This window comes from Bacteroidota bacterium (genome assembly GCA_016213405.1).
GTDB lineage: Bacteria > Bacteroidota > Bacteroidia > Palsa-948 > Palsa-948 > Palsa-948.
On sequence record JACRAM010000088.1, the window covers coordinates 46,379 to 68,981 of the forward strand.

At 40.3% G+C, this 22,603-nt stretch carries 19 protein-coding genes; 6 read left to right on the forward strand and 13 right to left on the reverse strand.

Annotated elements, in window-relative coordinates; genetic code table 11:
- Positions 1 to 16: 16 nt before the first annotated feature.
- From fdhF to bshC, 11 genes are all read right to left on the reverse strand, one after another.
- Positions 17 to 2,746 carry a formate dehydrogenase subunit alpha gene (fdhF, locus tag HY841_10770; protein MBI4931235.1) on the reverse strand — a complete coding sequence of 910 codons (2,730 nt, stop codon included), beginning with the start codon at positions 2,744 to 2,746 and terminating at the stop codon, positions 17 to 19.
- A 5-nt stretch (positions 2,747 to 2,751) separates the two neighbouring features.
- Positions 2,752 to 4,584: an NADH-quinone oxidoreductase subunit NuoF gene (locus tag HY841_10775; GenBank protein ID MBI4931236.1), complete on the reverse strand. Its 1,833-nt coding sequence runs from the start codon at positions 4,582 to 4,584 to the stop codon at positions 2,752 to 2,754.
- Between the two features lie 29 nt (positions 4,585 to 4,613).
- Positions 4,614 to 5,141, reverse strand: a complete 528-nt coding sequence (locus HY841_10780) for an NAD(P)H-dependent oxidoreductase subunit E (GenBank protein ID MBI4931237.1) — start codon at positions 5,139 to 5,141, stop codon at positions 4,614 to 4,616.
- Positions 5,128 to 5,985, reverse strand: a complete 858-nt coding sequence (gene fdhD, locus HY841_10785) for a formate dehydrogenase accessory sulfurtransferase FdhD (GenBank protein MBI4931238.1) — start codon at positions 5,983 to 5,985, stop codon at positions 5,128 to 5,130. The genes HY841_10780 and fdhD overlap by 14 nt, the downstream gene beginning before the upstream one ends.
- A gap of 1 nt (position 5,986) precedes the next feature.
- Complete coding sequence (locus HY841_10790; GenBank protein ID MBI4931239.1) at positions 5,987 to 7,666, reverse strand: formate--tetrahydrofolate ligase; 1,680 nt, start codon at positions 7,664 to 7,666, stop codon at positions 5,987 to 5,989.
- Positions 7,667 to 7,899: 233 nt separating this feature from the next.
- Positions 7,900 to 9,045, reverse strand: coding sequence for a T9SS type A sorting domain-containing protein (locus tag HY841_10795; protein ID MBI4931240.1), 1,146 nt, complete (start codon positions 9,043 to 9,045; stop codon positions 7,900 to 7,902).
- A complete protein-coding gene (locus HY841_10800) occupies positions 9,042 to 9,635 on the reverse strand; it encodes a transferase hexapeptide repeat family protein (protein ID MBI4931241.1) in 594 nt (197 codons plus the stop codon). Before HY841_10800 ends, HY841_10795 begins: the two co-directional genes overlap by 4 nt.
- Positions 9,632 to 10,837, reverse strand: a complete 1,206-nt coding sequence (gene pcaF / locus HY841_10805) for a 3-oxoadipyl-CoA thiolase (GenBank protein ID MBI4931242.1) — start codon at positions 10,835 to 10,837, stop codon at positions 9,632 to 9,634. The genes HY841_10800 and pcaF overlap by 4 nt, the downstream gene beginning before the upstream one ends.
- A 35-nt stretch (positions 10,838 to 10,872) precedes the next feature.
- Entirely contained in the window at positions 10,873 to 11,757 is an 885-nt protein-coding gene (locus tag HY841_10810) for a GxxExxY protein (protein MBI4931243.1), read from the reverse strand.
- On the reverse strand, positions 11,754 to 12,227 hold the full coding sequence (locus HY841_10815) for a methylated-DNA--[protein]-cysteine S-methyltransferase (protein MBI4931244.1): 474 nt from the start codon (positions 12,225 to 12,227) through the stop codon (positions 11,754 to 11,756). The genes HY841_10810 and HY841_10815 overlap by 4 nt, the downstream gene beginning before the upstream one ends.
- A gap of 34 nt (positions 12,228 to 12,261) precedes the next feature.
- A complete protein-coding gene (gene bshC / locus HY841_10820; protein ID MBI4931245.1) occupies positions 12,262 to 13,518 on the reverse strand; it encodes a bacillithiol biosynthesis cysteine-adding enzyme BshC in 1,257 nt (418 codons plus the stop codon).
- 80 nt (positions 13,519 to 13,598) lie between these two features.
- Here bshC and HY841_10825 point away from each other — a divergent pair, with 80 nt between their 5' ends.
- Entirely contained in the window at positions 13,599 to 14,162 is a 564-nt protein-coding gene (locus HY841_10825; GenBank protein ID MBI4931246.1) for a transposase, read from the forward strand.
- 134 nt (positions 14,163 to 14,296) lie between these two features.
- Here HY841_10825 and HY841_10830 read toward each other — a convergent pair whose 3' ends face one another.
- Complete coding sequence (locus HY841_10830) at positions 14,297 to 16,429, reverse strand: S46 family peptidase (protein ID MBI4931247.1); 2,133 nt, start codon at positions 16,427 to 16,429, stop codon at positions 14,297 to 14,299.
- 135 nt (positions 16,430 to 16,564) lie between these two features.
- Positions 16,565 to 17,875, reverse strand: coding sequence for a 30S ribosomal protein S12 methylthiotransferase RimO (rimO, locus tag HY841_10835; protein ID MBI4931248.1), 1,311 nt, complete (start codon positions 17,873 to 17,875; stop codon positions 16,565 to 16,567).
- A gap of 85 nt (positions 17,876 to 17,960) precedes the next feature.
- Here rimO and HY841_10840 point away from each other — a divergent pair, with 85 nt between their 5' ends.
- The 5 genes from HY841_10840 (at position 17,961) to HY841_10860 (ending at position 22,562) form a co-directional block, all read left to right on the forward strand.
- Positions 17,961 to 19,139, forward strand: a complete 1,179-nt coding sequence (locus tag HY841_10840) for an acetyl-CoA C-acyltransferase (GenBank protein ID MBI4931249.1) — start codon at positions 17,961 to 17,963, stop codon at positions 19,137 to 19,139.
- Between the two features lie 101 nt (positions 19,140 to 19,240).
- Positions 19,241 to 20,020, forward strand: a complete 780-nt coding sequence (locus tag HY841_10845) for a C40 family peptidase (protein ID MBI4931250.1) — start codon at positions 19,241 to 19,243, stop codon at positions 20,018 to 20,020.
- 290 nt (positions 20,021 to 20,310) lie between these two features.
- Positions 20,311 to 20,856: an OmpH family outer membrane protein gene (locus HY841_10850; protein ID MBI4931251.1), complete on the forward strand. Its 546-nt coding sequence runs from the start codon at positions 20,311 to 20,313 to the stop codon at positions 20,854 to 20,856.
- A gap of 137 nt (positions 20,857 to 20,993) precedes the next feature.
- Positions 20,994 to 21,500, forward strand: a complete 507-nt coding sequence (locus HY841_10855; GenBank protein ID MBI4931252.1) for an OmpH family outer membrane protein — start codon at positions 20,994 to 20,996, stop codon at positions 21,498 to 21,500.
- A 21-nt stretch (positions 21,501 to 21,521) separates the two neighbouring features.
- The gene (locus tag HY841_10860; protein MBI4931253.1) at positions 21,522 to 22,562 is read left to right on the forward strand and encodes a hypothetical protein; all 1,041 of its coding nucleotides are present in this window, start codon (positions 21,522 to 21,524) and stop codon (positions 22,560 to 22,562) included.
- Positions 22,563 to 22,603 lie beyond the last annotated feature (41 nt).

Consider the following 22,603-nt stretch of genomic DNA (forward strand, 5'->3'; position numbering starts at 1 on the left):
TATTTGCCTTTTCGTTTTAAGGTCGCGCCTGTCTGAATCCGCGTTCTATAACCTTCTCCACTTCACTTACCTTTTCAATTTTAATTGCGCAAGCTTTGTATTCAGGAGTTTCTGTAACGTCATCATAAGCATCAATTGTTAAAACGTTCGCATGGGCTTCGTGAAAATGAAATGCACACCAGGTAACTCCTTCCGGTGAACGATCTGTCACCCAGGCTTTCAGCGTTATCGTGCCACGTCTGCTGGTTGCTTTGACCATATCGCCCGTTTTTACATTCATTCTTTTTGCATCAACCGGGCTGATCTCAAGCAATTCTTCCGGAAAAATATTTTCCAGGCCGATTGAATTTCGTGTTTGTGTTCCGGTATGATAATGCCACAATCTTCTTCCTGTTGTAAGAATGAATGGATATTCTTTATCAGGCAATTCGGCCTGCGCACGATAATCTGTATGTGAGAACAAACCTTTTCCACGGGTGAATTTCCCATTCAAATGTAATATCGGAGTGCCGGGATGCTGTACGGTCGGGCATGGCCATTGAAGCCCGATGTGTTGTATGCGTTCGTAAGTAATTCCTCCCATTATTGTTCCGCTTCTTCTCATGTCTTCCCACGTTGCTTCTGAAGAAGTAAATTTCAAATCAAATCCAAAACGTTTTCCCAATTCCTGCATTATCCACCAGGTTGGTCTTGCTTCACCCGGAACTTCTACAGCTTTGCGCAGAAACTGAACTCGCCTGTCGAGATTTGAATAAGTACCTTCATCTTCACTGAAACAAACATCCGGCAGAATCACATCCGCATACTCGGTGGTCATGTTGGGAAAAATATCAACCACCACCAGGAATTCCAATGCTTTAATTTCTTTAATGGTTTTCGCCATATTGGGTTCTGTCTGAACCGTATTATCGCCCACGCAAAACAAAATTTTTGTTTCTCCCGTAGTTGCTTTGTGCAACATGGTCGGGAGTTTGTATCCTTCTGTGCGGGAGAGACCGGTTACTCCCCAGTCTTTTTCCATTTTCTCAATTATCTTTTCATTGGTAACCGGCTGATAATTGTGATACACATTTGGTAAAGCTCCCATGTCGCAGGCGCCTTGCACATTGTTCTGTCCTCGTAATGGATTGACCCCGCAGCCCCGTTTGCCTAAATGGCCTAGTATCATTTGCAAATTAGCAATTGTCTTTACGTTGTCGGTTCCGGTTGTATGTTCAGTGATACCCAAACAATAAATAATACTTACTTTTTTTGCCTCGCCCAGCATTTTCGCGACCTGCTTCATTTGTTCTACCGGCACTCCTGAAAGCTCCGATGCTTTTTCAACAGGATAATCCCGGATCCATTTTTTTATGTCTTCAGGATTCTCGGTATTATTTTTCATGAACTCCTCATCCTGCCAGCCATTTTTCAGAATTTCATTCATGAGACCATTCATAAACGGGACATCCGTACCTACTTTTATCTGAACATACAAATCGGACCAATGGGCAATATCAACTCTGCGGGGATCACATACAATTAGTTTCGAACCATTTTGTGCTGCACGTTTTACATAGTAAGAAACCACAGGGTGAGCTTCGGTCATATTTGAACCGATCACAAAAATCAAATCTGTTTCCAGGATTTCATCTATAGAATTGGTAGCAGCACCGCTGCCGAAAGCATGGGCAAGTCCGGCTACGGTTGGAGCATGACAGGTTCTGGCGCAATGATCGACATTATTGGTTTTAATTACTGCTCTTGTAAATTTCTGAACAGCATAATTATTTTCATTGGTGATTCTTCCTGAACCAAGCGCAGAGAAAACGGAAGGCCCATGTTTGTCAACAGTGGTTTTTATTCTTTTTGCAATAAGATCAAGTGCTTCATCCCATGTTGCGCGTTCGTGCTTGCCATTCCTTTTGATCATGGGATATTGCAATCTGTTTTTACTTGCAGGAAATTCAAAACCATAACGACCTTTCACGCATAACATTCCGTTGTTGGGCCATACCTCACGCCCTGTAACACGCACCACTCTATTTTTTGCACGATCCACATGCAGAGTCAGTTGGCAACCGACACCGCAGTACGGGCAAGTGGTATCCACCATTTCAAATTCTGAAGAGCGACCTTTGCCACGGGATTTTTTATCAGTCAATGCGCCTGTAGGACAAAGCTGCACGCACTCACCGCATTGTACGCAGGTAGATTCGCCCATCGGGATATCATCATCACACATGATCGTAGTTTCCAAACCACGAAACCCGAAACCGAGCACTTCATTTACCACAGAATGATTGCAGGCGGCAACACATCTTCCACACAAAATACATTTATCATAATCAATCACAATAAATTCAGAGCTCTCGTCTTTTCTTCCTGTCGGATGATCCGTAAAAGAAGTTTTTTCAATTCCTAAATGATAACAGGCATCCTGCAATTCGCAGGTGCCGCTTCTTTCGCAGGCAAGACAATTGTGATAACCGGAAGCAAGCATCAGATCAACCACCATGCGCTGAGATTCCTTTACCTCTTTGCTTTCGCTTGAAATATTCATACCCTCCCGAACCTTGAGATTACAGGAAGTTTGAAAGCCCCGCATTCCTTCAACAGAAACAACACACGCCCTGCATTTTGCGGCTTGTCCTGTTTTTACATGATAGCACAAAGTAGGAATATAGATGCCGTTTCTTTTAGCGACATCAAGAACCGTTTCGTTTTCTTGCGCGCCATAGGATTTATTATTTATGATTATCTGCATGGGCATTAATATTTAACGATCGCATCAAATTTGCAAGTACTCAAACACAATCCGCAACGAATACATTCTGCTTCGTCAATGGTATGATGCAGCTTCTTTTCACCATGGATGGCATTCACAGGGCATACCTTTTTACACGCCTGACAACCGTTGCAAACATCCAGGATTTCAAAAACGATAAGTTCTTTGCATACAGCAGTTCTGCATTTTTTATCACGGATGTGTTCTATATATTCTTCTCTGAAATGTCGAAGAGTACTTAAGACGGGATTAGGAGCTGTTTGTCCGAGTCCGCATAAGGATGCGTTCGTAACGGTTTTAGCTAGAACCTCCAGCTCATCAATATCTTTCATTTCACCTTTGCCTTCACAAATCCTGTCAACAATTTGCTTCATGCGCGCTGTTCCTTCTCGGCAGGGAACACATTTACCGCAGGATTCATCCTGTACAAATTCAAGAAAGAAACGCGCAACATCCACCATGCAACTGCTTTCGTCCATCACGATCAACCCACCGCTGCCCATGATAGCTCCCAACTTATTCAACGCTTCGTAATCCAAGGGAACATCCAGGTGCTCGACAGGAATACATCCTCCCGATGGTCCGCCAATTTGAGCTGCTTTATATTTTTTTCCGGTAGATATTCCACCCCCAATGTCATACACAACTTTTCGCAAAGGAGTACCGACAGGAACTTCTACAAGTCCGGAAATTTTTACCGGTCCGGCAAGCGCAAATATTTTTGTGCCTTTACTTTTTTCGGTACCTTTTTCTGCATAATGCGCTCCGCCTTCGTTGATCAGAAGCGGAATATTGGAAAACGTCTCTACATTATTTAATACTGTAGGCTTGTTCCACAATCCTTTCTCAGCAGGAAAAGGAGGGCGATGGCGTGGTTCTCCGCGATTTCCTTCAATGGAAGTGATAATGGCCGTTTCCTCTCCGCAAACAAAAGCGCCGGAACCCTTCCGGATCTCGAGATCAAAATTAAATCCTGTACCTAAAATATTTTTTCCGAGAAGTCCAAAAGTTCTTGCCTGATCTATTGCAATTTGTAATCGCTCCACAGCAAGCGGGTATTCTGCCCGCACATAAACATAACCTTGAGAGCTTCCAATTGCATAAGCTCCTATGATCATTCCTTCGATGATGCTGTGAGGGTCACCTTCGAGGATACTGCGATCCATAAACGCACCCGGATCTCCTTCATCGGCATTGCAGAGAATATATTTTGTATCGTCTTTGCTTTTTCTTGCAAAGCCCCATTTTGTTCCTGTAGGAAATCCCGCTCCACCACGACCGCGAAGACCTGAAATTGTAACTTCCTGTACAACTTGTTCACCCGTCATTGCTGTTAATACCTTGCTCAATGCCCGGTAACCGCCAACAGCAATGTAATCAGCAATTTTTGTCGGATCAATCTTTCCGCAATTCCTCAGAACCTGTTTATCCTGATTTTTAAAAAATGGTAATTCAGATCTTTTGGAAACTTTCTTTTCTTCTACCGTATGTAAAAGACTCTCAACTACGTTTCCGCCAATCAAATGTTTTTCAACTATATCTTTCACATCCTGAACACGAACTTTCTGGTAAAATGTATCATCCTTTTCGATTACAACTACTGGACCAACAGCACAAGGTCCGAGACAACCGGTTTCAATAATATTCAGTTTTTCATTTAATCCCTTTTTTGCCAACTGAGAAACAAAAGCGTCTTTCACTTTCTTTGACCCCGAAGCAATGCAACCACCACCAGCACAAACAAAAACCTTCGCAGAATTATATTCCTTGCTTTTAACAAGGACATTGCGCAATGCCTGTAATTCGGCATGACTCATCACAAAACGCATATGTTTATTTACATCCATTATGTTTCCTCCTCCTGATTTACTTCTTTGTTCTTTTTGTAAGCACCTAATATTTTCTTTACACCCGAAGGCTTTACAAATTGATGCACGTCATCATTCACCATGATGATGGGAGCTAATCCGCAGGCACCAAAGCAGCGGCCTACATCCAGCGTGAAAAGTTTATCGGGAGTAGTTTCGCCAATCTCAATGTTTAATTGCTGTTTGAGTGCTGTAACTATTTCATTTGCGCCTTGTACATAACAGGCCGTTCCGAGACAAACACGGATTAAATATTTGCCGCGGGGTTTAAGAGAGAAGAAAGAATAAAAAGTAATAACACCGTATACTTTATGCAACGGTTCGTTCAGAATTTCTGAAATCTTAAGAATGGCTTCCTGAGGAATATATCCAAACAAGCTTTGAGTTGCCTGAAGTACAGGAATCAATGCACCAGGTTTTGTTTTGAAGGATGATATAATCTCTACTAATCTTTCAAGCAAAACAGCTTCATCATCACCGCAGGAGCATTTTTCAACTTTTGCCATCTGAAATTAATCTGTGTTGATTAAATTCCTTTTCATGGTCAGATTGGAATTCTATATTATCTATCCGACTATATGCAGTAAATTTATTATCCCTGCAAAAAGCCATCAGCGTAATTCCCAGTTGCTCAGCCAAATCAACAGCCAGTGATGATGGTGCAGAAACAGCAGACAGAAACGGAATATCCGCGGAAAAACATTTTGTCACTATTTCATACGATATTCTTCCGCTGACGGTCATGCAGCGTGCTTTTCGTAATTTTTTCTCAAGTATCAAACAACCGATTGCTTTATCCACTGCATTGTGTCTGCCAATATCTTCCTGAATGGCGAGCAATTCTCCTTCAAGTGTAAATACTGCGCATCCATGCGAACCACCCGATGCTTTGAATGTATTTTGATTTGAATTCATTTGCTCAAACATTTTATCTACTGTTTCAGGTTTGAGTTTTTCAGTTTGAATAATTTTTTGTTCCTGCCCGGCAATCTCATCCAAATCGGTTTTACCGCAAATTCCGCAGGAAGAAACCGACATGATATTTCGCACCGATTCAAATCCTTTTCCAATCTTATCTAGAGGAATTACAACATCTATCCATTTAATAAAACCCGAATTATTTTTTTCTTTTATAGAAATAACAGGATTGAATTGTAAATCTGTATATACATTTTCAGAAAATAAAAGTCCGCGCACTAATTCTTCCTCGCTTCCGGGAGTCCGCATGGTAATGGTATAGGGTGAACCATTAATTGTAATTTTCAGCAATTCTTCTACCGCAAGTGCGTCTTCTACAGGAAGAAATTTCCCTTTACAAAATTTTCTGCCTTTATAGAGTGCGGTGCTCATTCTAGGATAGTCCTGTTATTTTTCCATTCTTGTCAATGTCCATTCCTTCAGAAGCAGGTGTTCCAGGCAAACCGGGCATGCGCATCATGTCGCCAAGGATTGGAACCACAAATCCCGCACCGGCCGCAAATTCAAATTCACGAACTGTAATAATGAATCCTCTTGGTCTTCCGAATTTACTTTCATCGTCTGAAAGTGATTTCTGTGTTTTTGCTATACACACCGGAAGCCCGTCAAGTCCAAGTTCTTTTATTTTTTTCAAACCACTTTTTGCCAAACCGGAATATTCAACAGCACTTGCTCCGTAAATCTCTTTTGCAATGATTTCAATTTTCTTTTCCATCGGAAGATTCAGCTCGTAGAGGGGTTTATAATTTGTTTTTCCGGATTCGGCTTCCTCCACGACAGCTTTTGCCAGATCTTTCATTCCATCGCCACCCATTTCAAATCCCTTTGCAACAATTGCTTTTATTCCAAGTGCAGAACATTTTTCCTGAATGAATTTCAATTCCTCAAAAGAATCAGTTGGAAAATGATTCAATGCCACAATTGGATTGAATCCGAATTTTTTCAGGTTCTCTATATGCTTCTCAAGATTTTCAAAACCTTTCTGAACTTTTTCCAGTGATGCTTTATTGTATTCATCTTTTTTAGCTCCTCCGTGGTGACGCAATGCCCGTATGGTTGCCACCAGCACCACCGCATCGGGTTTCAATCCGGCATGACGGCATTTTATATCAAAGAATTTTTCAGCACCAAGGTCAGCACCGAATCCAGCTTCGGTAATTACATAATCAGAAAGCGACAATCCCATTTTAGTTGCAACAATGGTGTTTGCCCCTTGAGCAATGTTCGCAAAAGGTCCGCCATGAATGATGGCAGGATTTCCTTCAAGAGTTTGCACCAAGTTGGGTTTTATCGCATCTTTCATCAGCAGCGCCATTGCACCCTGAGCATTAAGATCTCTTGCGTAAACTGGTTTTTTATCATATGTATATCCTACAAAAATATTTCCCAGGTTAGTTTTCAGTTCTTCCAGGTTCTGGCTCATAATAAGTATTGCCATCACTTCAGAAGCCGGGGTGATATTGAATCCATCTTCGCGCGGCACTCCGTTTCCGGTTCCACCAAGCCCGATGATAATTTTTCGGAGTGAACGGTCATTCATATCCATTACACGTTTCCAGACAATCGTGCGCGGATCAATATTTAAACTGCGTGTCTTATTCTGAATATTATTATCAATCAAAGCTGCAAGAAGATTATTCGCCTTTTCTACTGCAGAGAAATCACCTGTAAAATGTAAATTGATGTCTTCCATCGGAATTACCTGAGAGTAACCACCTCCGGCAGCGCCACCTTTAATTCCAAATACGGGTCCTAAAGAAGGTTCTCGTAAAACGACTGTTGCCTTTATTCCGATCTTATTTAATCCTTCTGTTAATCCGATAGAAGTAGTTGTTTTTCCTTCACCTGCAGGAGTTGGTGTAATTGCAGTAACCAATATCAACTTGTGTTGCTTAACTTTTGTCTCGCTAATTAAATGAAGAGGAAGTTTGGCTTTGTATTTTCCATAATGTTCAAGTTCATCTATATTGATTCCAAGTTTTCCTGCGATTTCGTTGATGTGCCTGATTTTTGCGCTTTGTGCAATTTCAAGATCAGAAGGGAACGCTGCCATAAGAGTTAGTTTTAATTTTTTCAGGTTTCCTCTCAGAAAAATCTCAGAGTATGTTTCCTGTCACACAAAAAAATGCAGAATAATGCATAATAAATATGTCGCAAATCATAGAATCAGTAAATAAGAAGTAAGGAAAGTAGAAATTTCTATAAAAAACTATTTTGCAATAGACTCAAGAACGCGAAGTGTATTGGAAAAATTTTTGATAAAGGAAATCTTGTCATGCATAAAAATTATTGCTTAATGATCTTCTGAACAGAAAATCCTTTTTCGGTTTCTGCTTTCAGAAAGTAAATTCCGCTGGGCTTTTCGTTCAAATCAATTTGAAAATTTGAAGATTGGTTAATTTGAAAATTAACAGCCGAATAAATTTTTTCTCCATAAACATTATAGATTTCAATGTCTTTCATTTTCAAATCTTCAAATTGACTCATTGATAAATTGAATACTCTGCTTGTTGGATTTGGGTAAACCGCTACCTGATTATTGAGAACCACTGACTCATTTACGGCATTTACCCCGCATTGCAAACTGTGGTTGCGGAAAAAATTCCATATCTCCCCGCTTGCTTTAATATCCTGATTTGTATTTCCTAAACTAGGAACAGGAAAAGCGCCAGGCCAGGTGTGTCCGCCATTAATTATTTTGAAGAAAATCACTTCGGAAGAATTTTGTCCTGGACTGTAAACATATTTTGTCACGGTACATCCATCGGTTGAATTTATGTCCGGAATATTTGTAATCACAGGAGTTTGCGGACAACCGTCTTTTCCTACCCATATTTTAATTGTTGAATCCACTGAAGCATATCCGAGCGCACCATTGTAATTCACCACAGCATCAGCGGTTCCGTGAAAATATATTAGCGGGACAGGGCAATTGTTTTGGCAAAATAATCTCGTGCTGTCTGACATTAATCCAGAGACAGGTGCAATGGCAGCAATTCTATTTTGCAGTTCGCAAGCGAGTCGGAAACTCATAAATCCCCCATTGGAAAGTCCGCAAGAATAAATTTTTGTTGAATCAATACTGAAATTTTTCTCCATCGTATCAATCATCGTTGAAAGAAATCCCACATCATCAATAGTTGGATTAGTTCCAAAACCAGCGTTCCAAGCATTGTTTACTCCATCAGGATACACAACAATAAATTTTCCTGTGTCGGCTACGACATTCATTTGAGAATACGTTTGCTGTTGAGAAGCAGTACTCGTGTAGCCGTGCATATTTATCACGAGTGGATATTTATTACTTGCGTTGTAGCCGGCAGGAAGATGAACGATGTAATCACGTACAATACTCTGATAAGTAAAACTATAAGTCTGCGTGAAAGATTTCAGCGAGAAAAGCAGACTGATGAATAGAAAATATTTTTTCATGATTTTGTTTTTTTCCAGGTTGAAAAATTATTTTTTTGAATTTTTGATTTCTTAGAGATTTCTCTTAGTGGTTTACATTCTTTCATAGTATTGAAATACACAGCAGGAAGATTCTGGTAGATAGAGGTTCCTTTTGTTTTCCATTCGAGCATTTTGTCTGTAACATCTTTAATAATCTTTGCGGGATTTCCAACCACCACTTTACGCTCTGGTATTATCATTCCTTCCGGAACCAACGTAAGCGCACCAATTACTGAATTATTTCCAACTACCGCATTGTCCATAATTACTGCGTTCATACCCACTAAAACATTTTTTCCAATTGTTGCGCTGTGAATAATTGCTCCATGCCCGATGTGAGCGCCTTTTTTTAACCTGACAGTGATTCCCGGAAACATATGAATGATACAGTTTTCCTGAACATTGCAACCATCTTCGATAATAATTTTTCCGAAATCTCCGCGAATGGCAGCACCTGAACCGATAAAAACATTTTTACCGATAATCACATTTCCAGTCACGGAAGCAAGCCGGTGAATGAAAGATGTTTCGTGAATGACGGGTTTGTATCCTTTGAATTCGTAGATCATGCTTTCTCAATCACAACGGCAAATCCTTGTCCAACGCCAATACATAAAGTGACGAGCGCGTATTTTTTATTCTGCTCCTGCAATTCAACCGCTGCTGAATTCAGAATTCTTGCTCCGCTCATTCCGAGAGGATGACCAAGTGCAAGCGCGCCACCATTCGGATTTATTCTTGGATCATTATCAGCCAATCCAAACGAACGTGTGCAAGCAAGCGACTGTGCGGCAAATGCTTCATTAAGTTCAATAATGTCCATATCGCTTATTTTCAATCCTGCTTTTTTCAGCGCACGATTGCTCGCTTCCACAGGACCGATTCCCATAATGCGTGGCTCCACACCAATAACTCCGGATGAAACAATTCTTGCCCTAGGTTTCAGATTATATTTTTTTATTGCCTCTTCTGAAGCAAGAAGAATTGCACAGGCACCATCATTAAGCCCTGAAGAATTTCCGGCAGTCACCGAACCGTCTTTTCTGAAAGAAGGTTTCAGTTTGGAGAGAATTTCCATAGAAGTATCCGGCTTTATGAATTCATCCGTGTCAAAAATTTTCGGATCACCTTTCCTTTGGGGAATTTCAACTCCAACAATTTCCTTTTTTAATCTCCCATTCTTTTGAGCGGCTGTTGCTTTCTGCTGGCTCCACAAGGCAAACTTATCCTGATCTTCTCTTGCAATTTTATCACGGTCCATCAAATTTTCAGCGGTCTCCCCCATTCCATCTATGCCGTACATTTCTTTCATCTTCGGATTAATAAATCTCCATCCGAAACTTGAATCAAACATCTGTGCGTCTCTTCCAAAAGCTGTAGAAGTTTTTGAAATCACCCAGGGACCACGTGTCATGTTCTCTACTCCACCGGCAATCATTAAGTCAGCGTCACCAACCATAATCGCTCTTGCTGCGGAAATACTTGCAGACAAACCCGAAGCGCATAAACGATTTACGGTTTCGCCCGGAACAGAATATGGAAGTCCGGCAAGAAGCAAACTCATTCTCGCAACATTGCGATTGTCTTCTCCTGCCTGATTCGCACAGCCGAGAATAACATCTCCGATTTCTGTCGGATCAACAGAAGAATTTCTTTTCATCAGTTCTTTCAGAACGATTGCAGCCATGTCATCGGTACGAACAACTGATAATGTTCCTCCGAAATTTCCGATTGGAGTTCTGATTCCGTCTATTATATATGCTGATTTCATAGGTACAGATAACAGATTTATTGCAGATTTACAGATTATACCAATTCAAAATTCACTACTCGTTTTATTTTCACTTGGTTATTTGAAAAATTAATAAGTAATGCCAATTTTAGCTTTGAAACTTTTAAATAATTCAATACCTGATCGAAATGGGCTTTTGAAAATTGACCCAATGCTTTAAGTTCAAGAATTATTTTTTCATCTAATAAAAAATCCAAATAGTTCTTTCCTATTGTTTCATCATACATTTTAACAGGGTAATAAACATTTTCAGAAAACTTCATCTGATTCTTTTCTATCAATGACTTTAATGCCCGATGATAAACAATTTCCTTTTGTCCACCACCAATTTGATTAAAGACCTCATAAGCCAATCCTATAATTTTATATGTTAAGTCGGAATATAAAAACTCTTTAGATCCAGAATCTGATCTTGTTACAATTACATCCTGCTGCATTTCTTCTTCTCTGTAAATCTGTGTCGATCTGTTATCTGAACCCTCTGGGAACCATTCTTTGCTTGTGCGGTAAACTGTTCCTTTGAAGAAGGCAACGTTTTCTTTTTTTTGATTTTTTATTTCAATAAGATACGTTCCTGTTTTATTTGTGAGTGAAAGTTCTTTCGCTTCGCATGTTATAATATCGTCTTCTTTTACAGCCACAGGAAATGAAATGGAACAATCCAGCGCAACACATAGTCTTCCTTGTGCATTGGAAGCAAAAGCCAGTGCGCTATCTGCAAAAGAAAAACAAATCCCTCCATGTGCGCTTCCCATACCATTAAGCATTTCTTTTCTGATTTTCATTCGCAGAATACAATGCCCCTGCTCGATCAGCACGCGTTCAATGCCGAGCCACTGACTGAACCAGTCGATGTCGTACATATTATCGACAATTTTTTTTGCTAACTCTTTACTCATACAAATAATTCCTTTTGAATTAATACACCTTCAAATTCCAACAACCATTTCTTTTTATCCAGTCCACCTTCATAACCAATTAAATCGCCATTAGAGCCGATTACACGATGGCAGGGAACAATAATTGAAAAAGGATTTCTCCCGTTTGCTGTTCCTGCTGCGCGTATGCATTTTTTATCGCCTAATCTTATCGCGAGTTGCAAATACGAAATTGTTTTTCCGAAAGGAATGTTCAGCAGTTCTTTCCAGACTCTTTTCTGAAAATCGGTTCCGTGCATATCAAGTGAAACAGAAAAGGTTTTTCTTTCTTTAATAAAATATTCGTGAATCTGGCGAGCGCATGCAGAAGTATGTTCATTATTCTTTGCCCTGCCTGAACGCTTCTTTATAAACGGGACTGCAATAACTCCTTTATCATTCGCTATAATCTCAAGAAGTCCAACAGGTGATTCGTAATATGTTTTATAGATAGCTTTTTCCATTGCTCAAATGTAGCAATTACAATTATTCCTTTTCGGAAAGAATAATAAAACGAAAATCGAAAGGATTCAGATTGTGTTTCAGTTCATCAAAGAAATTCTTTCCATATTTCAAATAGAAAGGAATAAAATTATCATGGCGCTCTTGCAATTCTTCTTTAAAAATTTCTGTTTCGGATTTCTGCTCATTATCTATGTGAACAAAATTGCGTGGCATTAAAACGGGAAAAAATATTTTATGATGATCAAACATTGCTTTGTACTCCAGCCAGTAAGAAATCTCAGCGGGACCGCCAACATAAGCAAGGTTGGGGAGAATTTTTTGCTGATACAAAGAGCGTGTAACTACATTAGGACTGAACCGCTCAGCTTCTTCCACAAGCTTCTTTTTCCACTCCTCTGGTTCAGACTGAACTCTTGCGGCATCAATCCACCCCCGAAATTTTTTTGAAAGAAGGAAAAAATTTATTTCCTTCGGAATTACCTGAGCTTCATATCCATTGTTTTTAAGTTGCGCAATTGTTTCATTAACGAAATTAAAGTTGGTGTGGTTGAATATATCATCACTAATAATTTCCTTGAACTCATTTTTCAAACGCTTATAGTCCGCATCCAGAATAACCAAACCGTATTTTCCAAAAAGTTCGTGCACCAAATATCTTGTTGCAGAGGCGTAATCCGAATGATTCACATACGCATTTTCAAATAAGCTAATCAGCTCAGTTGCATGTTCCGAATCACCCAAAACTAATTTCAGCTCGGAAATTGTTTCAGCAATTCCTGCTGTGGAAAATTTTCCGACAGCTCCGCCCGATTTTCTTTTCCATTCAATCTTTTTACCAAAAAGATTTATGTGATTTACTTCCGCAAAATCGTGGTCTTCTCCATTCATCCAGAACAGAGGAATAAAATTATTTGCAGGATATTTTTTCTTTAACTCCTCAGCAAGATTGAGTGTAGAAATAATTTTATAAATGAAATATAGCGGACCGGTGAAGAGGCATAATTGATGTCCGGTGCAAACAGTGAAAGAATTTTCATCTAAAAGCTGGTTGATGGTTGATGGTTGATGGTTAATGGAAGCATACTGTTCTTGCAAAACCTCCACCAACAACTTGCGCTTGAACTTTTTAGAAGAAATATCTTTTATTGCTTGAGAAAAAGAATCTACTGAAGGAGAATAATTATAAAATGAATTTAGTTTCTTGTCTTGGTTAACATAATCAAGAAACAGTTTTGAGAATTGACCTGTCTTTTCTAATGATATGTGATGGGAATGCATTTTAGAAAACAACCGTTAATGCCACGAAGATAGACATAGAAGGAACATCAAATAGCCAAAAAATTCATAGGTTCGCCTATATGAAATATAATCCTGCTATACATAATCGCAAATCGTTCCGTCTGAAAGGATATGATTATTCGCAGGAAGGATTGTATTTCATTACGATTTGCATTAAAGACCGCGAATGTTTGTTTGGTCGAATTGTAGGGACATCGCATGCGATGTCCAATAAAAAAATGGTTTTATCCGAAATAGGAAAAATTGCTGATGAATATTGGTTGGCAATTCCGAAACATTTTCCGAATGTTGTTTTACACGAACATATAATAATGCCAAATCATATTCACGGGATTATTGAAATATCGTTTGTCCCCGTTGTTGTAGGGACACGACATGTCGTGTCCCTACCAGAACCAACGCAACGGCAATTTTCAAAACCCATTGCGGGTTCTATTTCGGTAATGGTGCAACAATATAAATCATCGGTGACGCGGTGGTGCAATAAAAACGATGTAAAACATTTTGAATGGCAATCGCGATTTCATGAACACATTATCCGAAACCAAAAATCATTTGAACGGATTTCAAATTACATTGCGAACAATCCGGAAAATTGGGAAAAGGATGATTTCAATTCATGATTTGCGCGAGGGATAGAAGCGGAAATCCTCCGCACATAATTTATGTGCGGAGATTGAAGCGGATAGCCCGACAGCGCGCCTCGCGGTGACGCGCCCAAAATGTACGGACATGATATATCATGTCCCAACGATTATCATTTCACAATCTTCATTTCATTAATAAGATTTGTGGCGCCAGCAAATTTATCTATCACAAACAGCGCATAACGCACATCCAGAACAATACTTCTGCCCTGTGTGTCATCGTAAATGATGTCATTGGCGGTGCCTTCCCAGTTGCGGTCAAAATTTATTCCGATGAGATTTCCGTTAGCGTCAATCAGCGGACTGCCGGAATTTCCTCCAGTAGTATGCTGTGCCGAAAGAAACCCAACATGCAACTTGCCATCCTTATCCGCGTATTGCCCAAAGTTCTTTTTCTCGTACAACTCTTTCAGTTTCTTCGGCACAATAAATTCTTCATTCGTTGAATCTTCTTTTTCCATGATTCCATCCAGCGTGGTAAAATATTTAAGCGTGACTCCATCCTTTCCTTCGTAACCGCCTATCTTTCCATAGGAAACTCTCAACGTGCTGTTGGCGTCCGGATAATATTTTTTCTCGGGCATTACCACTTTGAGCGCATACATGTAATCTCTCTGCAGGCGATTTACTTTGTCCTGTAACTTAGTATACTCTGGCTGAATTTTCTTTTCAAAAAAATCTGCGTATGCACTTTGGGCAATATCCCAAACAGGGTCTATTACATAAGGCGGAATGCTTAAATATGAATTGACTTTTTCTTGAGAAACAAAATTTGATTTTTTGAAAACATAATTGGCATATTTTTCAAAATTGCCTTTATATTTTTTTTCAATTAATCGGAAAAAGTCGGGTTGCATAGATTTATCAATGTTCTCGTAGTACATTTTCAGCATTGCTACAAATAATTTTTTGTCTGTCTCTACATTATAATCCTTATAAAAACCTGCAACCCCTTTCTTAAGGTTTTCTATTTTTTTATTTCTTTCCTCGACAGAAGATGTATTTCTTGCAGAAACAAACCCATTCGCATACTTTATAATCTCCACTGCATTCACGGTCTCTGAAAAATAATCCACCACCTTTTGATAAGGAGTAAGTTGAGCGTAAGCACTTTTGAAATCAGCGAGAAGATTTCCATACTTATTATTCCAGTCTGTATTTTTCGAAACTCTGTCCTGAAAAGTTTTTTCGATTTCCTGCTTCACTTTAATTCCATCCGCAAGTTCCAGCCCGTGAATTTCTCCTGACCACTTCTTATGATAGTTGCTCACGCCTGCGTACTTGGAAGCATATTTAATTCTCACTGCTGTGCTTTTCTTCATGTCCACATCCCACACCGCCAAACGCTCTGTGCGTACTTTCACGCGTATCGGGTCGGAAACTTTTTGAATCAGTTCAACAGCAGGTGAAGGAAGATATTCCGTTGTGCGTCCGGGAAAACCAAACACCATCGCGAAATCATTTATCTCTTCTCCCTTCAGCGAGATCGGAAAAAAATATTTCGGCTTGTACGGCACATTGTCCGCAGAATATTCCGCAGGGTTGTTGTCTTTGTCTGCATATACGCGGAACAAAGAAAAATCTCCCGTGTGGCGTGGCCAAATCCAATTGTCAGTGTCACCGCCAAACTTTCCGATGGATTCAGGCGGAGCGCCCACCATGCGAACATCTTTGAAAGTTTCCATCACGAATAAATAAAATTCATTTCCGTAGTAGAACTGTTTCACTTTCGCATTGTAATGAGTTTCTTGTGTGGATTCTGTTTCTATCTTTTTGCTGCGCGCTGTGATGATGGAGTCGCGTTTTGTTTCGCTGATATCGCCCGAAATGCCATCCAGAATTTTCGCAGTCACATCTTCAATGCGGATAATAAAAGTCACCGTCAGTCCTGGACAAGTCAGTTCATCTTTTTTATTCATCGCCCAGAAACCGTTCGTCAGGTAATCGTGCTCCACCGAACTGTGCGACTGAATCTGGCTGTAACCGCAGTGGTGGTTCGTAATGAGCAACCCCTCGCCCGAAATCATTTCGCCCGTGCACCCTCCGCCAAATTGCAGAACGCCATCCTTCAAACTCGATTTATTGATATTGTAAATCTCATCCGCAGAAAGTTTGCAGCCCATCTTCTGCATATCCGCTTCGTTCAGCGCCTTGAGCAGAGACGGAATCCACATGCCTTCTTCGGCACGAATTAAAAATGAGAAATTAAAAATTAAAAATGCAATGGAAAATATTTTTTTCATAGGTTTTATTTTTTGTTTGGGCGCGCCCTTCGCTTCACTCAGGTCACGCTTTCCGTTTCAATCTTTGGCGTTTGTCATTCTGAACGAAGTGAAGAATCTACTCGCCAAAGGATTTCCACTTCAATCGTTCGCGCACTATACAAGTTCTCCATACAAATCATATTCCTTCGCGCTGGTGATTTTCACATTCGCAAAATCTCCAATGCGCACATAATTCTTTTTTGCATCCACAAGAATGGTGTTATCCACATCAGGTGAATCAAACTCTGTTCTGCCGATGAAATAGTTTCCTTCCTTTTTATCAAACAACACTTTGAAAGTTTTGCCGATCATCTTCTTGTTTAGCTCGGCAGATATCTTCTGCTGAACTTTCATCACCGCATCGGCACGCCTTTGCTTTTCTTTTTGCGGTACATCATCCTTCAGCGAGAAAGCATACGTGTCATCCTCGTGCGAGTAAGTGAAAATTCCCAAGCGTTCAAACTTCGATTCCTTTATCCACTCCAGCATTTCCTCGTGGTCTTGTTTTGTTTCTCCTGGATAACCAGCAATCAGCGTAGTGCGTATCGCTATTCCGGGAACGCGCTTGCGAATAGTTTCCACCAGCTCAATTGTTTTCTCCTTCGTAATTCCTCTGCGCATTGACTTCAACATATTATCTGAAATGTGCTGCAGCGGAATGTCGAGATAGTTGCAAATATTTTTCTTCTCTCGCATCACATCCAAAACTTCTAACGGAAACCCGCTCGGGTATGCATAGTGCAAACGAATCCAATCCAGCCCGTTCACAACGGAAAGTTTTTCGAGCAGTTCAGCAAGATTTCTTTTCTTGTAAATATCCAAACCGTAGTAAGTCAAATCCTGTGCGATGAGAATAATTTCTTTCGTCCCGTTCTTAACCAGATTTTTTGTCTCCTCAATAATCCGTTCCATCGGAATCGAAACATGTTTGCCCCGCATTATCGGAATCGCACAGAAAGAGCAAGGTCTGTCGCATCCTTCAGAAATTTTTAAGTACGCATAATGAGAAGGCGTTGTGAACAATCGTTCGCCAATCAGTTCGTGCTTGTAATCTGCTTTTAAAGTTTTGAGAAGTCGCGGTAAATCTTTCGTGCCGAACCAGGCATCGACATCAACAATTTCTTTTTGCAAATCGTCCTTGTAGCGTTCGCTCAGGCAACCGGTCACATACACTTTTTCCACGAACCCTTTTTCTTTTGCTTCCACACATCGCAGGATCGTATCAATGGATTGCTGTTTGGCGTTATCAATGAATCCGCAGGTATTTACAATCACAATATTTGCGTGGTCAATTTCATCTGAGTATTCAACTGCAATTTTATTTGCGCGAAGCTGTCCCATCAGCACTTCGGAGTCTACCACATTCTTGGAACATCCGAGAGTAATCACATTCACTTTATTTTTTCTGAGGGTGTGCGTTTTCATAATCGGTGAACAAAAATAATATTATCTTTCGCATCAAAATTTCATCTGTGAATTTACCATATCCATCAACAAAAATTACAACTTTATGAAAGAAGTTTTCATCGTTTCAGCTGTACGAACTCCTTTGGGAAGTTTCGGAGGCACGCTTAAAGATATTTCCGCAACCAAACTTGGCGCAACCGCCATCAAAGGTGCACTCGCAAAAATTAATCTTGACCCGAAAGAAGTTCAGGAAGTATTGATGGGTTCTGTTCTTCAGGCAAATCTCGGGCAAGCACCTGCACGGCAGGCAGCAAAGTTTGCCGGATTGCCGGACAATGTTCAATGCACAACCGTAAATAAAGTTTGCGCATCGGGAATGAAAGCCATCATGCAGGGCGCTCAATCCATTATGCTGGGCGATGCCGATGTGGTGGTGGCAGGAGGAATGGAAAATATGAGTTCTGTTCCTTTCTATTCTGAAAATATGCGATGGGGAAATAAATACGGAAATGTTACTCTCACTGACGGGTTGGCGAAAGATGGTCTGACCGATGTGTATCACAACTATGCCATGGGCGTTGCCGCTGATCTCTGCTCAAAGGAATGCAACATCTCGCGCAAAGAGCAGGATGATTTTGCAATTGAATCCTATACTCGCTCCGGCAATGCATGGAAAGCAGGCAAGTTCAATGATGAAATTGTTCCGGTAGAAATTCCTCAGCGCAAAGGCGATCCGGTTTTATTTAAGGAAGATGAAGAATATAAGAATGTGAACTTCGCGAAAGTTCCCGAACTGCGCGCGGTATTCACAAAAGACGGAAGCGCGACAGCTGCAAATTCCTCTACGATGAACGATGGCGCTGCTGCTGTGGTGCTGATGAGTAAAGAAAAAATGAATGCGCTCGGACTCAAACCACTTGCAAAAATTGTTTCTTATGCAGACGCGGAGCAAGCACCCGAATGGTTCACCACTACTCCATCGCTTGCTGTTCCGAAAGCAGTAGCGAAAGCAAATCTGAAAATGAGCGACATAAATTATTTTGAATTGAACGAAGCATTCGCAGTTGTCGGAATCGCCAACATGCAAAAGATGAAACTTGATCCGAGCAAAGTGAATGTGAATGGAGGCGCGGTTTCTCTCGGACATCCGCTGGGCTGCTCAGGTGCCAGAATTATTGTAACGCTTATCAACGTGCTGAAGCAGAACAAAGCGAAGTATGGCGCTGCAGGAATTTGTAATGGTGGCGGTGGAGCGAGTGCTATGGTAATTGAAAATGTTTAAAAAGACCCAAGTGCCAAGTCTCAAGTCCCAAGAACCAAGAAAAATTCCTTGTATTCCTTGGGACTTGAAACTTGGAATTTGAGTCTTGAGAATTAATAGACATGTTTGGAATCTGCAATTTAAGTATCGTTCCCTGCCGGAAAGAACCTTCTGATAAATCAGAAATGGTTACTCAGCTTTTATTCGGAGAACATTTCGAAGTACTCGAGGAAAAAAAGTCCTGGACACTGATTCGTATTGAATATGATGGTTACGAATGCTGGATAGACAAAAAACAATTTCTTCCGCTGAATGATATTAAAGGAATTAATGATTCAAACAATGCTGTTACCACGGATATAGTTCAATTAGCAGAAGATGAAAATGGAAACTTGGTTTCTGTTCTTCTTGGCAGTTCTCTTCCAAAGTTCAAAGACAAATCTTTCTCACTCGGAAAAGAAAAATATTCTTTTGAAGGAAATGTTTCATTCCCATTCGCAAAAAAGAAAGCCCTCCCTAACGGGGAGGATTTAGGAGGGGCTTCTCGCTGGTATTTAAACACTCCTTACCTCTGGGGCGGGCGCTCTCCTTTTGGTTTGGACTGCTCAGGATTTACTCAAATGGTCTTCAAACTGAACGGCACCAAACTGAAACGTGACGCGCACCAGCAGGCAGAACAAGGAGAAGCATTAAGTTTTTTGGAGGAAGCGAAGGAAGGTGATCTGGCTTTTTTTGATAATGAAGATGGAAAGATTGTGCATGTGGGGATTATTTTGGATAAAGGGAAAATCATTCATGCTTTTGGCAAAGTGCGCATTGACAAACTTGACCACCATGGAATTTATAATGAAGAGATGAAAAAGTATTCGCATAGGTTGAGGGTGGCAAGAAGAATGTTATAAACTCAGCGACCTTGAAGTATCGGGCATCTTAGCGGACAATAAAGAAAATCGTAAAAAGATTGAACGGTTATTACGACAACGACTGAAATAAAAAAATGCCCACCGCTTTCATTGCCGTCAGTCGGGCTGGTTTGCAGAACCATACGTGAACCTCTCGATTCATACGGCATTGCTTCAAGAATGGGTTTCTTTACAAAACTTCTCTTTCAAAACATTATTTATCTTCGTGTTTTTATTAATGGCACAATATCTGTTTTAAAAGAGAGTTACAATCAAAAAAACAATACACTATGAAAAAGTTATTCTTCGTTTTAATCCTCGCAGTCACATCAGCAGGAAACATTTTCGCTCAAAAAACCGCTTATGTTGATTTGGATTACATCCTCAACAATGTGCCTGAATACAAAAGCGCGCAAACGCAGCTAGACCAGATTTCGCTGCAATGGCAAAAAGAAATTGAAACCCGCCTTACGGAAGTTGACCGCCTGTATAAGGCGTTTCAATCGGAAGAAATCCTTCTCACACAGGACATGAAAAAGAAGCGCGAGGATGAAATAATCGCCAAAGAAAAAGAAGCCAAAGAACTGCAGAAGCAGCATTTTGGCGTGGATGGCGACCTCTTTAAGAAAAGGCAGGAACTGGTGAAACCCATTCAGGATAAAACATACAACGCCATAAAAGAGCTTTCTGAAAAGCAGATGATCATGATCATGTATAACAAATCTGCCGACCTCAACATTCTTTACTCCAACCCCAAATACGACAAAAGCGATGAAGTGTTGGAATCAATGGGCTTTAAGCCAACCAGCAATAAAGACAAGGAGAAGGACAAGTAGTCCAGATAGTTATCCGGAGCAGTCGGGTGCCCTACTAAAAAATCTTAACCTTCTTACATATTTTTATTACTTTCGCCCTCTGTTTAAAAGATAGTAACGATTAATCTCTAACGACTAACATCAAACAACTTTTTATCATGAAATCAATTTTCAAATCACTCATTCTCACAGGACTTATCACATCCTCAGTTGCGTCTTTCGCACAAAAAGCCGCTTTCATTGATCTTGACTCGCTTCTTTCCGTAATGCCCGAAATGGTGGACGCGAAAAAAGTATCGGCTGACCATTACAAGCAATTGGAAACCACGCTCACCACCATGCAGAAAGAGCTGAATGACAAACTTGCAGATTATCAGGCAAACGAAAAAGTTTATACTGACTTAATTAAAACCACCAAACAAAAAGAACTTCAGGATCTGAACCAGCGCATACAGGATTTTCAGGTGCAGGCGCAAACTGATTTTCAGAAAAAGAACGAAGAGCTTACCAAGCCCATCAATGAAAAAGCTAAAAAGGCTATTGAAAAAGTGGCTAAGTTGAAGGGATACAAAGTGGTTCTTGATTCAAGTCTGGGAGTTATTCTTTATTCCGAACCAGTAGACGACATTTTCAATGCAGTGAAAGCAGAACTTGGCGTTAAGTAATCTCATGCTGAAAAAGGATACATGCTGTATGCTGCAATAACCAGAAAGTTTTTCTTTTTTTCGGCAGTATCCTTTTTTCTTTTCTCTGTTTCCTTTTTCTCCTATTCTCAAAATAAAGAAGAACAGGGTTCTCTTTTTATTTTGAAGGGGAATACAAAATTGCTGTCGGGCAAAGCCGCTGAAGGAGTGGATATGGAACTGAAAAAAGACGGAAAAATCATTACTAAAGTTTTATCGGGGAAGAACGGAAAGTATTATATACAGATGGAGGCGAGCACCACCAACCCCAAGTCTGAATACGTTCTGAATATTTCGCAGATAGGCACCGTGCCCAAGACCATTAGCATAAACACTTACATTCCGCCTCTTGAATTCAATTTAAATCCATTTGTACGCTACGATTTCGATCTTTCCATCGTGATGATAGAAACCACAGTGAAAGATATTGTGCTCGAACGCCCTTCGGGAAAAATAAAATGGGATAACACACAGCATATTTTCGGTTTTGACCAGGTGTATGCAAAAATTGTTCAGAAGGATGAAGATAAAATGAAAGATGAAAATTATCTGCGCGAACTGGCTGCCAAAAAGAAAAAAGAAGATGAGGATGCCGCTAAAAAGAAAGCCGATGAAGACGCAAAAATAAAAGCAGATGCTGATGCCAAGCTCAAGGGCGATGAAGAAGCCAAACGCATTGCCGACCAGAAATCAAGAGAGGAAGCCGACAGGATTCTGCAGCAAAACCTTGAAGCAATGAAACAAGAGATGAAGAAAAAGCGCATGCAGGACAGTTTGGACAGCTTGGCGCGCCTTGCTTCAAATACAAAAATAGAAATCCAAAAGTTTGTAAAACCCGTTTCGCCTGAAGATGTTGACCAGAACGCTTTTGACGGAACAGGCGCTTACTCAATAAACATTGCCAAAAAAACGTTGAAAGCCCAGCAGGAAAAAACGAATAAGGAAAAAGCAAAAAACCTTTCAGCCAAATATGAAACAAATAATACGCTCACCAGTTTGCTGGATATGGTGGATGAGAACGATAAAAAGATGAAGAAACAGTAGCCCCTCTCCTTCTCTCCCCCAAGGGGAGAGGGAAAATAAAT

Excerpts from the sequence above, each read along its gene's own strand:
- HY841_10775 (MBI4931236.1), bottom strand. The coding sequence starts at position 4,584 with ATGAGTCATGCCGAATTACAGGCATTGCGCAATGTCCTTGTTAAAAGC.
- HY841_10850 (MBI4931251.1), top strand. The coding sequence starts at position 20,311 with ATGAAAAAGTTATTCTTCGTTTTAATCCTCGCAGTCACATCAGCAGGA.
- HY841_10795 (MBI4931240.1), bottom strand. The coding sequence starts at position 9,045 with ATGAAAAAATATTTTCTATTCATCAGTCTGCTTTTCTCGCTGAAATCT.
- fdhF (MBI4931235.1), bottom strand. The coding sequence starts at position 2,746 with ATGCAGATAATCATAAATAATAAATCCTATGGCGCGCAAGAAAACGAA.
- pcaF (MBI4931242.1), bottom strand. The coding sequence starts at position 10,837 with ATGAAATCAGCATATATAATAGACGGAATCAGAACTCCAATCGGAAAT.
- HY841_10845 (MBI4931250.1), top strand. The coding sequence starts at position 19,241 with ATGTTTGGAATCTGCAATTTAAGTATCGTTCCCTGCCGGAAAGAACCT.
- bshC (MBI4931245.1), bottom strand. The coding sequence starts at position 13,518 with ATGCATTCCCATCACATATCATTAGAAAAGACAGGTCAATTCTCAAAA.
- HY841_10810 (MBI4931243.1), bottom strand. The coding sequence starts at position 11,757 with ATGAGTAAAGAGTTAGCAAAAAAAATTGTCGATAATATGTACGACATC.
- HY841_10790 (MBI4931239.1), bottom strand. The coding sequence starts at position 7,666 with ATGGCAGCGTTCCCTTCTGATCTTGAAATTGCACAAAGCGCAAAAATC.
- HY841_10840 (MBI4931249.1), top strand. The coding sequence starts at position 17,961 with ATGAAAGAAGTTTTCATCGTTTCAGCTGTACGAACTCCTTTGGGAAGT.
- HY841_10830 (MBI4931247.1), bottom strand. The coding sequence starts at position 16,429 with ATGAAAAAAATATTTTCCATTGCATTTTTAATTTTTAATTTCTCATTT.
- HY841_10825 (MBI4931246.1), top strand. The coding sequence starts at position 13,599 with ATGAAATATAATCCTGCTATACATAATCGCAAATCGTTCCGTCTGAAA.
- HY841_10800 (MBI4931241.1), bottom strand. The coding sequence starts at position 9,635 with ATGATCTACGAATTCAAAGGATACAAACCCGTCATTCACGAAACATCT.
- fdhD (MBI4931238.1), bottom strand. The coding sequence starts at position 5,985 with ATGAGCACCGCACTCTATAAAGGCAGAAAATTTTGTAAAGGGAAATTT.
- HY841_10855 (MBI4931252.1), top strand. The coding sequence starts at position 20,994 with ATGAAATCAATTTTCAAATCACTCATTCTCACAGGACTTATCACATCC.
- HY841_10780 (MBI4931237.1), bottom strand. The coding sequence starts at position 5,141 with ATGGCAAAAGTTGAAAAATGCTCCTGCGGTGATGATGAAGCTGTTTTG.
- HY841_10860 (MBI4931253.1), top strand. The coding sequence starts at position 21,522 with ATGCTGTATGCTGCAATAACCAGAAAGTTTTTCTTTTTTTCGGCAGTA.
- rimO (MBI4931248.1), bottom strand. The coding sequence starts at position 17,875 with ATGAAAACGCACACCCTCAGAAAAAATAAAGTGAATGTGATTACTCTC.